Source organism: Janibacter zhangyanbonis, from assembly GCF_050507325.1.
In the GTDB taxonomy this organism is placed as follows: Bacteria; Actinomycetota; Actinomycetes; order Actinomycetales; family Dermatophilaceae; genus Janibacter.
In genome coordinates, this window is record NZ_CP191481.1 from 137,514 (window position 1) to 150,272 (window position 12,759).

Sequence of the window (12,759 nt, forward strand, 5' to 3'; positions counted from 1 at the left end):
ACCTCGCTCATCGAGATCGCGACGCTGCGCATCACCGCTGATGCGCGATGACTCCTACCCGGGCGCCTGCCCACGAGCGCGAGGAAGACCCCGTGACGACCACTGCCCCGACTGCCACTGCAGACGCCAAGACCCTTGGCGCAGAGCGGTTCCGGCTCATCACCGCGCTCTACTTCACCCAGTACCTCGGTGTGGGCTTCCTCACGATCGGGCTCGTCGCGATCCTTCGCGACGGGGGCACCTCGCTCGCCACGCTCGGTCTGATCCAGACGATCGGGCTCATCTGGCCGCTGAAGTTCCTCTGGGCCCCGCTCGTCGACCGCTACGGCAGCCGCCGCTTCGGCCACTACCGCTCGTGGCTCGTCCCGCTCCAGCTGGGGCTGGTCATCACGCTCCTGGCGCTCACCCCCTTCGTCACGCCGGCCGACCACCTCGGCCCGGTCATCGCGATCTGCTCGCTCTTCGTCCTCTTCTCCGCCACCCAGGACATCGCCGCCGACGCGCTCACCGTGCGGCTGCTCGGCGACGGCGACCGTGGGCTGGGCAACGGCATCCAGGTGGGCGGCAACTACCTCGGCAGCGTCGTCGGCGGTGGCCTGGCGGTCGTCGTCTACGACCAGTGGGGCTGGGTCCCGGCGATCCTGCTGCTCGCCCTGCTCACGGCCACGGCCCTGGGCGTCGTCATCGGCTTCCGCGAGCCGGAGCGGGAGGTGCTCGTGCGTCGTGCCGGGCTGCGGGAGCTGCTCACCGTCTTCGGCCAGCCCGGGTGCCGCAGCTGGGTGCTCGTCGTCGTGCCGCTCTACTACATCGGCGCCGCCGTGGGCTACGCGATCGTCTCGCCGGCCCTCGTCGACGCCGGGTGGTCGCTGACGAAGATCGGCTTCGTCTCGGGCGCGATCGCCTCGGCCCCAGCGGTGCTCGCCGCACTGGGTGCCGGAGCCCTGATCACCCGCTGGGGTCGTCGTCGGGTGCTCGTCCTCGGTGGTGCGCTGCTCGCCGTGGCGACCCTCGGCCTGCTCCCTCTGGCCCTCGGCGAGACCTCGACCGTGTGGACGACCGTGGCCCTGTGCGCCTTCATGGCCGCCTACGCCGTGGCCAATGTCGTCGTCTACACGATCAACATGGACTTCGCCCGGCCCGACTCGGCCGGCACCGACTTCACGACGCTGACCTCCTTCGCGCTCGCGATCTCCTTCGTCGCGGCGGCCGTGGCGCTCACCGCCGCCGCGTGGATCGGCTACGAAGGCGTCCTCGTCGCCTCGATCGTCCTCGTGCTGCTCGGCACCGCCCTCGGCCTGCGCCACCAGCGCCGCCACGGCGTCACCGCCTGAGGTCGGCCCCTCCCCGAGGCTGCATTGCCCAACGGCAATGCAGCTTCCCGCCCCTCTGGTCCGCATTTCCTTAAGGAAATGCGGCCTCCTGCGCCCTGAGTTCGCATTTCCTTAAGGAAATGCGAGCCCGGGCCGGTCAGGGGTGGTGACGCCAGGCGGCGGTCGTCGTCGCGACGACGACGGCGCCGCTGGGCTCGGTGGCCATGGCGGCGAGCCGGCCGGGCAGCTCGGTGGTCGCCAGGTCCTCGGCCCCCGGTGTCGTCCACACGACCCGCGTCGTCCCGTCCCGATCGTCGGCAGCGCCGCCCGCGGGCTCGCTGTGCGCGACGGTGTCGACCTCACCGGCGGCCACCCGGATCACCGGGGCGGAGGAGTGCACCACGTCGGACAGCACCGTCCGCGCCCGCCCCGGCACCACCCGACCGTCCGCGAGGTCGACCCGCCACAGTGCGACGTCCTCGTCGCTGCTGCCGGCGACGACGCAGTGGTCGTCGGCGCAGTCGACCGCCGTCGGACGTTGCGTGCCGGCCCCGGTCGAAGGGAGCGACACCTCGCGCCACGGACCGGCCGGGTCGGCAGCGGTCCACAGGACCGCCTCGTCGCGGATGCGCTCGCCGAGCACGGTCACCCAGCCCACGGCGACCAAGCCCCCGTCGGGCAGGTCGGTCACCGCGCCGGGGGAGGGCTGTCGGTCGGCGGTCGCAGCCAGGCCGCTGCCGGGCCGCGCCGCCCGGGTCCACCGGTCGCCGTGCCGCGTCCACACCGCCACGTCGAGACCGTGCCGGCCCGGGTCGACCCAGCTGCCGAGGATCACCGGGCCGGCCTGCGCGGCAGCGGTGCCGGCGATGCCGCCGGCGTCCCACCCGCCGAAGGTCTCGAAGGTCTGCGGCTGCTCGACCACCTCGTCGAGGTCGCCGCTCCACACGGTCCAGCGCACGTTGCCGTGCGCGCCGGCGCGGTGCCCGCCGAGGGCGACGACCTCCCCTTCGTGCTCGCTGACGGAGAGCAGCTCCGCCTCCCGTCCGGCCCACTCCCAGCGCGTGTCCATCGCGACCGGCCGACTGCTGCCGTCCGGGCCGACGACCGTGAGCGAAGCCCGCTCCCGGGCGCCCTCGTCGTAGCGGCCGACGAGCAGCCCGTCATCGATCCCGGTCAGGGTCACCACCCGCCCCGGACCGGGGAGGTCGACCGGCTGCCACCGGCCGGCCTCCGCCGCGGGGCTCGTGCACGCGACGAGGGTCAGCGCGGTCGCCGCGACGAGACCTGCGACCCACGGGCGCACGGGATCACAGCTCGCGCAGGTAGCAGAGCATGCGGTGGTCGGCGCCCGGGTGGACGTTGAAGAACCCGTGCCGCTCGTAGAAGCGGCGGGTGTCCACGTCGATCTCGTCGACGTTGATGTGCAGCTCGGCGGCTCCCTTCGCCACGATGCGCTCGACCGCGGTGGTGAGCAGGACCGTGCCGATGCCCTGGTCGCGCAGCTCCGGCACGACGTAGAGCTCCTCGAGCTGGCCGAGCAGCCCGTCGTAGTAGGGCGTCGGGCGCAGCGTGAGGTACGCGAAGCCCGTTGTCGCAGCGCCCTCCTCGGCCAGCAGCACGAGCACGTCGTCGCGGGTCAGCAGGTGCTCGAAGCGCCCGGCGAAGTCTGCGGCGCTCGGTGTCGTCTCCTCGTCGAACTCGACGTTGAAGTCGTGGAGCAGCCGCCCGACGACGTGGGCATCGGGCGGACCGGCGGGGCGGACGGTCGCTGCCATCCACCCAGTGTGGCGCCTCCGGCCCGCCCCGTGCGGTCAGATGATCCGGCGCCCCTCGTCCTTGGCGGCGCGCCACTCCTTGTAGAAGGCGACGCAGATGACGCCGAGGATCACGGCCACGATGGCCGGCCAGACGAGGATGTAGAGGGTCAGTGCGGTGATCGACATGGTGGTCCTTCCGGGTCAGGCGCGAGCGGGCTCGAGGTCGGGGTCGTCGTCGCCGGCGGGCTGGGCGTCCGCCGCCTCGTCGTCGGTGAAGTCACCGGTCCGCCGCGAGATGAGGGCGAAGTCGAAGGGCTCCTCGCGGGAGGCCAGCGACATGACGACGCAGACGATCGTCGAGACGGCATAGGCGGTGAGCGAGCCGGACAGCGCCGGGTACTGCGAGATCACCCCGATGGCGAAGGGGGCGACCCCCACCGCGAAGACGGCACCGAGGGCCATGCCCACCCGGGCACCGAAGAAGCCGAAGGCCATCAGACCGATGACGATGCCGGCGCCGACGATGCCGACGACGTCGATGACGAGGTCGAGCGCCCCGGACTGCGGCAGCCAGCCGAAGCGCACCGGGAGGAAGACCGCGAAGGCGACGAGGACGGAGACGGTGAAGGCGGCGTTGGTGACCTTCGACCAGTAGAAGGAGGCGATGACGGGGAAGACGAGGCAGCCCCACATCGCGCCGACGAAGACGAGCAGGTCGAGGATGTTGAGCTCGAGGGCGGCGAAGAGCACCGCCGCCACCGTGGCGACGACCATCGTCAGGCGCCCGATGAGCAGCATCGTCGCGGGGTTGATCGTCCCCTGACGGCGGGCGCGGTCGCCGTAGATGTCGGTCATGACGATCGACGAGAGCGCAGCCAGGTCGGAGTCGGCCGTCGAGGACAGCGACCCGATGATCATGACGAAGAAGACGACGATGAGCGGGGTCGCGAGGTGGCTCGCGGCCATCTGCGGCAGCAGGTTGTTGGGGTCGCCGCCGGCCGGGTCGATGCCGGCGTAGAGGGCGAGCACGCCCATCATGCCGACGCCGATGATCGTCGCTCCGTAGCCGATCGTCGCGGTGACGAAGGTCGGCTTGATGAGGTCCTCGCGCACGGCGAAGAGTCGCTGGGCGATCGTCTGGTTGCCGATGGCGTAGGCGAGGACGGCCGCGATGTAGGGCGCGCCCTGGCCGAGGAAGGCCTCGGAGGAGAAGAAGCTCGACTGGTGGGCGGTGAGGTTGCCGGCGCCCTCGCGCAGCAGGTCCGGCCCGCCGAGGACGAAGAAGAAGGCGGGGACGAGGACGACAACGGCCAGGAGCATGGCGACGACCTGGGCGAAGTCGGTGAGCACCGAGGCGCGGAAGCCCGACCAGATCGTGTACATGAGCACGCCGGCCGCGATCATCAGCACGCCCTGGATGAAGCTCATCGGCGAGAGCATCGCGATGAGCGCACCGCCGGCGATGAAGTTGGACATCAGCGAGATGACGCTGCCGAGGACGTTGGAGATCGCGAGCATCAGCTGGCTCGAGCGGCCGTGCCGCGCCCGCATGGCCTCGGCGAGGGTGTGCGCGTGGGGGGCGACCGCCCGGATCCGCCGGCCGAAGGGGTAGATGAAGAGGATCATCAGCGCGCCCCAGAGCCCGTAGTGGATCGGCCCGGAGATGCCGTAGGTGTAGCCGGAGGTGACGGAGGCATACATCGACGAGGCCCAGATCCACGTCGCGGTCATCGTGGCCGCGGAGATGCCGAAGCCGATGTTGTGCCCGGCCGTCATGTACTCGTCGGCATTTTCCTCACCGCGGCTGATCTTCACCGACATGACCATGGTCAGGCCGTAGAAGAGGACGAGCAGCAGCACGATCGTGGCGATCCCCAGGGGTGGGTGGCGTCGACATGCCTTCCTTCCGATGTGGTGTTGTGCGTGGCGTTGAGCGGAAGGCAACTCGCAGGCCAACGAAGGGCTAATGGAGGCAATCACGCCCAAACCACCCCAGAAGCCCATGAGGTCAACGAAAGGTCAGGGTGCGGACGGGGTCCTCGTTGTGGCCGATCTCACCGGTTCGGGGCCCTAACCTGCGCTCATGACGACTCCGCAGCCCGCCCCCGGTCGTGCCCGCCAGGACGCGATCTACCGACCCGGTGCGCTCGGCATCGCGCCCACCGTCCCGACGGACGTCGCCGAGCTCGAGCGTCGCGCACGAGCAGCGTTGAGCCGCAAGGCCTGGGCCTACATCGCGGGTGGAGCCGGGGGCGGTGCGACGATGCGCGCCAACCGCGCCGCCTTCGACCGCTGGCAGGTCGTGCCGCGGATGCTGCACGCGACGACGACGCGCGACCTGACGACGACGGTCCTGGGCACCGAGCTCGCCGCCCCGCTGCTGCTCGCGCCCGTCGGTGCCGCCGGGCTGGTCACCGACGACGCCGACCTGCTCATCGCGCAGGGGGCGCACACCAGCGGCGTGCCCTACGTCTTCTCCTGCCAGGGCTGCTCGCCGATGGAGGAGACGGCGCAGGCGATGGCCGGCACCCCCTTCTGGTACCAGCTCTACTGGTCGACCGACGAGGACCTCGTCGACTCGATGATCGGCCGCGCCGAGGCGGCCGGGGCGCAGGCGCTCGTCGTCACCCTCGACACGACCATGCTCGGCTGGCGCACCGCCGACCTCGACCTGGGGTCCCTCCCCTTCGCCCGGGGGCAGGGCATCGCCCAGTACACGTCCGACCCCCGCTTCATGCAGCTGGTCCGCGAACGGCTCGCCGACACGGCGCGCGCCGCGCAGTCGCTCGGGATCGACCCGCGCAAGCCGCTGCAGGCGGCCCGTGCGGCGAAGGGAGGAGTCGGCACCCTGCTCTCGATGAGCCGCGAGCACCCCGGCGGCGTCCGCGACAACCTGCGCTCGCCGGAGCCGCGGGCGGCGGTCGAGACCTTCCTCGACATCTACTCCAACCCCGCGCTCTCGTGGGAGCACATCGCGACCCTGCGGGAGCGCACCCGCCTGCCCGTGGTGCTCAAGGGGATCCTCCACGAGGACGACGCGCGGCGGGCCTTCGACGCCGGTGTCGACGCCGTCGTCGTCTCCAACCACGGTGGGCGACAGGTCGATCGGTCGATCGCGGCCCTCGACGCGCTGGTCCGCGTGCGCGACGCGGTCGGGCCCGAGCCGACGGTGCTCATGGACAGCGGGGTGCGCTCCGGGGCGGACCTCTTCGTCGCGCTCGCCCTCGGCGCCGACGCCTGCCTGCTCGGCCGCCCGCACGTCTACGGCCTCGCGATCGACGGCGCCGCCGGGGTCAGCGCGGTCATCGACAACGTGCTCGCCGAGCTCGACCTGACCATGGGTCTCGTCGGGGCCGCCACCATCGCCGACATCACCCGGGAGCTGCTCGTCGAGGCGTGAGGGGAGTCCTCCCCCGCGTCGCTGCTTGCCGCGGTGCGCCACATGCGATGGGGTGGGGCCCATGAGTCAGCCTCCGTACCCGCCCGACCAGCCGTCGACCCCGCCCGGATCCGGTGGCCAGCCGCCCTACGGGGGCTCCCAGCCGCAGGGCGGCCAGCCCTACGGGTCGCCGTCGCCCTACGGCAACCAGCCCGGCCAGCCGAGCCAGCAGCCCTACGGCAGCCAGCCGAGCCAGCCCTACGGCACGCCGCCGGGGGCGGGCGCACCGCCGCCGCCCGGTGCCGGCGGTGCGCCGGCCTACGGCGGTGGCAGCATGCCGCCCCAGTTCGGCGGGATGCAGCCGCCGTACAGCCCGATCGACGCGCTGACCTACGGCTGGCAGCTCTTCACGAAGAACGTCGGCCCCTTCATGATCATCACCGCCGTCATGCTCGTCATCAGCGCGGCGATCAGCTTCGGCACCAACCTCGCGACGACCGGAAGCCTCCTCGGCACCGGCAGCACCATCGACCCGGTGACCGGCCTGCCGGAGAACTACCTGCTCCACCAGCTGATCTCGCTGATGACGAGCTTCGTCTCCGGCATCATCAGCTGGGTGCTCGGCCTGGCGCTGGTGCGCGGTGCGCTCGACGTCGTCGACACCGGACGCACCGACCTGGGGGCGATGTTCACCCGCATCCCGTGGGGTCAGGCGATCATCGCGGGCATCATCGTCATGATCGTGACCTTCGTCGGCACCCTCATGTGCATCCTGCCGGGCATCGTCGCGGCCTACCTGCTCTACTACACCAACATGGCCGTCCTCGACGGCGAGTCGGGTGTCGACGGCATCGTGGCGAGCTTCAGCTTCACGACGAAGAACGTCGGCCCGACGCTGCTGCTGGCGCTGCTCGCCATCCTCATCATCATCGTCTCGCTGTGCACCCTCGGCCTGGCGCTGCTCATCACCGTCCCGGTGCTGTCCATCGCGGCGGCCTACACGTGGCGGGTGCTGCAGGGCCGTCCGGTCACCCCGGCCCCGGCCTGACCCGCACCACACCTGCCGAAGGGGAGGTCCTGCGCTCGGCGCGGGACCTCCCCTTCGTCATGGGCCTGGTCCGGCGACGCTGTCGGCCGGACCTGTCAGGGTGAGGCCATGACCGATGTGTGGGACCTCGTCCACGCCGAGCGCCGGGCGCTCGCCGACGACCTCGAGCAGCTGACCGACGAGCAGTGGCGCACGGCCTCGCTCTGCGACGGGTGGAGCGTGCACGACGTCGCGGCGCACCTCGTCGCCAACGCGCTCGCCACCCCCTTCGGCCTCGTGCGGGGGATGGTGCGGGCTCGGGGCAACTTCGAGCGGATGACCCAGGAGGGCGTCGACCGGCACCGCGGGGCGACGCCCCGCGAGACGCTGCGCCGACTGCGTGAGGTGGCCGGTCGGCGGACCGGGCCGCCCACCCGGCTCGCCCCGCTCGAGAGCCGCCTCGTCGAGGAGGTCGTCCACGGCGAGGACATCCGGCGACCAGTCGGCATCGGGCACGACTACGCCCCCGAGGCGGTCGAGGGCGCGCTGCGCTACCAGGCGCGCACGCCCGCCGCCGTCGGCGGAGGTCGCGAGACCGTCGCGCGGGTGACGCTGCGGGCCACCGACCTCGACCTCACCCTCGGCGACGGACCCGAGGTGCGCGGGCCAGCCCTCGCCCTGCTGCTCGTGATCGCGGGGCGCGACGTGGCGATGGCGGATCTCGACGGCCCGGGGGTCGGCCTGCTCGAGGCGTGACCGACCCCGAGGAGGTCACCGCCCGTCGGCGATGATCTTCGCGATGTTGCGCTCGGCGAGCGCGGTGATCGTCAGCGAGGGGTTGGCCGTGCCGGTGCTGCCGGGGATGCCGGCACCGTCCATGACGTAGAGCCCGGGGTGGCCCTTGATCCGGCCGTAGGCGTCGGACGCCCGGCCGATGACGGCTCCGCCGAGCGGGTGCGCCGTGAAGCTCGTCCCGACGTCGGGCACGCCGAGGACGGGCACACCCACCCCGACGCCCGCGGCCTCGGCGACCTTGTTCTGCATCTCGCGCAGCGCCTCCTCGGACGCCTTGTTGCCGTCCTCCGGCCAGTCGACGATGACGTCGTCCTTCGCCGCGCTGTGGACGAACCTCGCGCGCTGCGGGTCCATGACCATGCCGAGCGAGCCGAGGATGCCGGCGTTGACCTGGACGCCGAGGGTGTACCAGTTCTCCATCCGGGCCGGCAGGTCGAGGCCCCTGTCGAGGATGGTCGACGCGGAGGGTGACCCCTGCGCCAGGCCCTTGGACAGCGAGATGAACTGCACCATGGCGGCGTCGCCGTTCGTGCCGAAGCCCTCGCCGACGGAGTCGTCGAGGCGCGGCAGGGTGCCCTCGGACCGGGCGCGGACGAGCAGCTCGGAGGTGCCGATGCTGCCGGCGCCGAGGACCAGCCGGTCGCAGGTGACCGTCCTGGACTCGAGGACATCGCCCGTGGGGTCGACGACGCGCAGGTCGACGGTGTAGCGGCCTCTGGCGTCCTGGCCGATGCGGTCGACGACGTGCCAGTGGTGCACGGTCACCCTGCCGGTGGCCTCGGCCTGCGGCAGGTAGTTGAGGGTCAGGTCCCACTTCGCGCCGTTGGCATTGCCGTAGTTGCTCTCGCCGATGGTGGCCGAGCGCCGCGAGCGGCCCTGCAGCTCGGCCCGCACGACGTCCCAGTCCCAGATGCCGTCGAGGGGGTCGGGGGTGTAGCCGGCCGCGCGAACGTTGGCGTCCCAGCGCCGGGAGTGGCCGAAGGGCGCGCTGTCGTAGATCTCCCGCGGCATCGGGGAGGCCCGGAGCATCCTGCGGGCCCTGGGGTACCAGGTGCGGTGCATCTCGGTCTGGCTCACCGTGTCCCCGAAGAGGTGCTCGAAGTACTCCTTCGGCGGCTCGAGGAGCACGCCGGTGAAGACGATCGAGCCGCCACCGACGGCCGCGCCTCGCCACACCCGCAGGTGCTCGTAGGTCGTGTCGTCGAGCACGCCGCCGAAGCGGTCGACCGGCTGCGGGATGCCGGCGAGGTTGGTGAAGGAGTGCTTGTGCCAGATGCCGCGACCGTCGAGCACCATGTCGCCGGGGTGGATGCGTCGCCACGGGTCCCGGGGCCAGCGGGAGCCGCGCTCGAGCATCGCGACGGTGGCGCCGGCCCGGCCGAGGCGAAGGGCGGCGACGCTGCCTCCGAAGCCGGTCCCGATGACGATGACGTCGGTGTGCGAGGCGATCTTCTTCGGTGCGCGGAAGACCTCGGGGACGGCGAGCCGGTGCTTGGCGTGGGCGAGCCGTTCGGTGGGCAGCGTGTCGTCGGTGCCTGGTGGCGTCGGGCTGGCGTGGGCGTTCGTGGCCGGCAGCGCGGTGAGTGCGGTGGCGGCGCCCGCCCCGGCGATGACGGCGCGGCGCGTGGGCTGTGCGGACATGGGGCTCCTCCTCGACGGAGTGCCACCCCGGGGCGCACCGCCATTGGTGTTCCGATGGCGAGAACCTACTCGCGGGTAGGGATCGTGCAGCGGGAAGCCTCACAGCGAGATGCCAGCGCGGCGTGCTGAGGTGTCGCCGTGCGCCGCCTCCCCGCCCTCCTCCTGCTGGCCGTCGTCGTGGCGAGCGGGCTTGCCCTGCAAGGGTTTCGTGACCTGCCGTGGACCGATGCGGCCGGCAGCATCCTCTACGCGATGGCGGCGGTCTTCTCCCTTCGCCTGGTGTGGCCGGGGCGAAGGGGGCCGCGTCCGCTCGTCGTCGCCGGGGTGGCCCTGGTGCTGTGCGTCCTCGTCGAGCTCGCCCAGCTGACCGGGCTGCCGGCGCGGGTGCCGGGGCTGCGGCTCCTCCTCGGGACGACGTTCGCCCCGGTCGACCTCCTCTGGTACGCGGTGGGCGCACTGGGAGGTGCCGGGGCGATGGTGCTGGTGGGACGTCTTCGTCCCTGAGGGGAGGCCGGGTCGGCTCAGTCCTCCGGCAGGGCCGCGAAGGTCTGCTTCATCTCGTTGTACCAACCGAGCGCCTTGCGGGGGCGGCGCCAGCGCTTCTTCATCTCGTCGCGGGCGGGCTGGTGCGCGGCGTCGCCGGCCTTCTCCATCGCCTTGAGGTGCTGGTCCTGGGCGTTGATGACGTCGTCGTGCGTCTCGCCTCGGTGAGCGAGGTCGCAGGGGCCACCGAGCTGCTGGCAGGTCATGGTCTTCATCGGGTGATCCTCTCGTGGTGGTCTCGTGGTGGTGACGATCGGGGACGTGCGGATGTGACCGGTGGGCCTCAGGAGGAGCGTCGGGTGTCCTCGCGCCGGGTGACACGCTCGAGCACCTCGGGCTCGGCGCGGAAGGTGACGCCCTGCACGACGCCGTCCACGACGTCGAAGTCGAAGAGCACCCTGGCCTCGCCACGGTGGAACCACGCGGCGCCGGGGCGCTCGTCGACGATCACGGCGAGGGCTGCGTGGGCGCTGCCGTTGAAGAACTCGGCGATCTCCCGCTGCCCGTCGACCCGCTCGGGCGTGCCGCTCGCGACGGCGGCGGCGTCGGCGGTGATCGTGGCGTCCGGTGCGAGCAGCCGCAGCAGGGAGTCGAAGTCGCCCTCGCGCGCGGCCGCCATGAAGGCGTCGACGACCGCCCAGTCCGCCCTGTCCGCCGCTGCCCCCGATCCCGGTGGTCTGGGTCCCACGTCCCGCGTGGGCGGTGCGACGAAGGAGCCTCGAGACCCGGAGCCCCGCCCCCGCACCTTCCCCCGCGCCCGCGAGGCGAGCTTGCGCGCCGCGACGGGTGTCGTGTCGAGGATCGCGCCGATGGTCGCGAAGTCGAAGCCGAAGCTGTCGTGCAGCACGAAGGCGACCCGCTCACCCGGCGTGAGGCGGTCGATGACGGCCTGCAGCGCGACCCCGACGGTGTCGGCCAGGACGACGTCGTCGGCGATGTCGGGAGCCGTGATGGTCGGCTCGATCTCGCTGTGCGGCACCGGAGTTCGTGACTTGAGCCGGTCGAGGCACAGGCGGGTGGTCACCGTCGTGAGCCAGGCGGGCAGCGACTCGATGTCGGTGTCCGTGCCGTGCAGTCGCAGCCATGCCTGCTGCACGACGTCCTCGGCCTCGGCGTGGTCGCCGAGGATGCGCGTCGCCAGGCCGACGAGCCGTGGGCGCTCCGCCTCGAAGTCCTCTGCCTGCTGTGCCGGGTCCATGACCGCTCCTCTCGGGTCGATGCTGTCACCGATCTGACGACACCGGCACCACGGATGTGACCGGGCCCGTCACGCCGGGCCCGGATAGCCTGACCGGATGCGTCTGAAGCCCGGCCGCCCGGACCTCGCCACCTACGCCTCACGCCTCGACGTCCCGGTCGCCGGGGAGGGTGCGCTGGCGGTGACCTTCATGGGTGTCTCGACGCTGCTCGTCCAGGACGGTGAGTCCGCCGTGATGACCGATGGGTTCTTCTCCCGGCCCGGTCTGCTCCAGGTGGGTCTGGGCAAGGTCGCGCCGTCCGTCGAGCGCATCGATGCCGCCCTGGACCGAGCCCTCGGCGATGCGGGCCTCGACGGGCTGGACGCGGTCGTCCCCGTCCACACGCACTACGACCACGCCCTCGACTCCGCCGTCGTCGCCGAGCGCACGGGTGCCCTGCTCGTCGGCGGCGAGTCGACGGCCAACCTGGGCGTCGGCGGAGGTCTCGACCGGGAGCGCATCCGGGTCATCGCCTCCGGCGACTCCGTGGAGTGCGGTGCCTTCTCCCTGACCTTCGTCGCATCGAGCCACTGCCCGCCGGATCGGTACCCGGGCGACATCGACGCCCCGGTGACCCCACCGGCCAGGGTCGGTGCCTATCGCTGCGGTGAGGCGTGGTCGATCCTGCTCACCCACCGCAGCGGCCGGACCGCCCTGCTGCAGGGGAGTGCCGGCCACGTGCCAAGCTCGCTCGTCGGCCACGTCGCAGAGGTCGCCTACCTGGGTGTGGGGCAGCTCGGGGTGCAGTCCCAGGAGTACATCGAGGCCTACTGGGAGCACACGGTCCGCGCCGTGGGGGCCCGCCGGGTCGTGCTGACGCACTGGGACGACTTCTTCCGTCCGCTCGACCGACCGCTGCGCGCCCTGCCCTACGCGGGTGATGACGTGGACGTCACGATGAGCGTCCTCGGGCGCCTCGCCGACGAGGACGGCGTCGCCCTCCACCTGCCGCGGCTGTGGCGGCTCGAGGACCCCTGGGCGGGCCTCGGCGGCTGACGTCGCACGGGCCAGTTGTCCACAAGCTCGCGGCGAAGTTCCTTGAATTCACAGGGCTCAGAGGGTTCCCCAG

Annotated in this window: 13 protein-coding genes; 6 read left to right on the forward strand and 7 right to left on the reverse strand. The window is 72.0% G+C overall.

The window, feature by feature from the left end:
- The first annotated feature begins 92 nt into the window (after positions 1 to 92).
- Positions 93 to 1,331, forward strand: a complete 1,239-nt coding sequence (locus ACQBJO_RS00720) for an MFS transporter (protein WP_421007802.1) — start codon at positions 93 to 95, stop codon at positions 1,329 to 1,331.
- A 136-nt stretch (positions 1,332 to 1,467) separates the two neighbouring features.
- Here the strand turns inward: ACQBJO_RS00720 and ACQBJO_RS00725 are convergent, their stop codons facing one another.
- Genes ACQBJO_RS00725 through ACQBJO_RS00740 form a run of 4 tightly spaced genes read right to left on the reverse strand, consistent with a single transcriptional unit; the run spans position 1,468 to position 4,894 of the window.
- Positions 1,468 to 2,613 carry a hypothetical protein gene (locus ACQBJO_RS00725; RefSeq protein ID WP_421007803.1) on the reverse strand — a complete coding sequence of 382 codons (1,146 nt, stop codon included), beginning with the start codon at positions 2,611 to 2,613 and terminating at the stop codon, positions 1,468 to 1,470.
- Between the two features lie 4 nt (positions 2,614 to 2,617).
- Positions 2,618 to 3,085, reverse strand: a complete 468-nt coding sequence (locus tag ACQBJO_RS00730; protein WP_421007804.1) for a GNAT family N-acetyltransferase — start codon at positions 3,083 to 3,085, stop codon at positions 2,618 to 2,620.
- 36 nt (positions 3,086 to 3,121) lie between these two features.
- Positions 3,122 to 3,253 (reverse strand): putative transporter small subunit, encoded by a 132-nt coding sequence (locus tag ACQBJO_RS00735; protein ID WP_421007805.1) that lies wholly within the window; start codon positions 3,251 to 3,253, stop codon positions 3,122 to 3,124.
- A 15-nt stretch (positions 3,254 to 3,268) separates the two neighbouring features.
- On the reverse strand, positions 3,269 to 4,894 hold the full coding sequence (locus tag ACQBJO_RS00740) for a sodium:solute symporter family transporter (protein ID WP_421007945.1): 1,626 nt from the start codon (positions 4,892 to 4,894) through the stop codon (positions 3,269 to 3,271).
- A gap of 256 nt (positions 4,895 to 5,150) precedes the next feature.
- Between ACQBJO_RS00740 and ACQBJO_RS00745 the strand changes: the two genes are divergently transcribed.
- From ACQBJO_RS00745 to ACQBJO_RS00755, 3 genes are all read left to right on the forward strand, one after another.
- Positions 5,151 to 6,467, forward strand: coding sequence for an alpha-hydroxy-acid oxidizing protein (locus tag ACQBJO_RS00745; protein ID WP_421007806.1), 1,317 nt, complete (start codon positions 5,151 to 5,153; stop codon positions 6,465 to 6,467).
- 61 nt (positions 6,468 to 6,528) lie between these two features.
- Complete coding sequence (locus tag ACQBJO_RS00750) at positions 6,529 to 7,494, forward strand: hypothetical protein (RefSeq protein WP_421007807.1); 966 nt, start codon at positions 6,529 to 6,531, stop codon at positions 7,492 to 7,494.
- 108 nt (positions 7,495 to 7,602) lie between these two features.
- On the forward strand, positions 7,603 to 8,229 hold the full coding sequence (locus ACQBJO_RS00755; RefSeq protein WP_421007808.1) for a maleylpyruvate isomerase family mycothiol-dependent enzyme: 627 nt from the start codon (positions 7,603 to 7,605) through the stop codon (positions 8,227 to 8,229).
- A gap of 15 nt (positions 8,230 to 8,244) precedes the next feature.
- Here ACQBJO_RS00755 and ACQBJO_RS00760 read toward each other — a convergent pair whose 3' ends face one another.
- Positions 8,245 to 9,909: a GMC oxidoreductase gene (locus tag ACQBJO_RS00760; RefSeq protein WP_421007809.1), complete on the reverse strand. Its 1,665-nt coding sequence runs from the start codon at positions 9,907 to 9,909 to the stop codon at positions 8,245 to 8,247.
- A gap of 138 nt (positions 9,910 to 10,047) precedes the next feature.
- Here ACQBJO_RS00760 and ACQBJO_RS00765 point away from each other — a divergent pair, with 138 nt between their 5' ends.
- Positions 10,048 to 10,413 (forward strand): DUF2809 domain-containing protein, encoded by a 366-nt coding sequence (locus ACQBJO_RS00765; RefSeq protein WP_421007810.1) that lies wholly within the window; start codon positions 10,048 to 10,050, stop codon positions 10,411 to 10,413.
- A gap of 17 nt (positions 10,414 to 10,430) precedes the next feature.
- Here ACQBJO_RS00765 and ACQBJO_RS00770 read toward each other — a convergent pair whose 3' ends face one another.
- Together ACQBJO_RS00770 and ACQBJO_RS00775 are read right to left on the reverse strand one after the other, a co-directional pair.
- Positions 10,431 to 10,667 (reverse strand): hypothetical protein, encoded by a 237-nt coding sequence (locus ACQBJO_RS00770; protein WP_084450809.1) that lies wholly within the window; start codon positions 10,665 to 10,667, stop codon positions 10,431 to 10,433.
- Between the two features lie 68 nt (positions 10,668 to 10,735).
- A complete protein-coding gene (locus ACQBJO_RS00775; protein ID WP_421007811.1) occupies positions 10,736 to 11,650 on the reverse strand; it encodes a sigma-70 family RNA polymerase sigma factor in 915 nt (304 codons plus the stop codon).
- 97 nt (positions 11,651 to 11,747) lie between these two features.
- On the opposite strand from ACQBJO_RS00775, the gene ACQBJO_RS00780 reads away from it, so the two are divergent.
- A complete protein-coding gene (locus tag ACQBJO_RS00780) occupies positions 11,748 to 12,686 on the forward strand; it encodes an MBL fold metallo-hydrolase (RefSeq protein ID WP_421007812.1) in 939 nt (312 codons plus the stop codon).
- Positions 12,687 to 12,759: the final 73 nt, after the last annotated feature.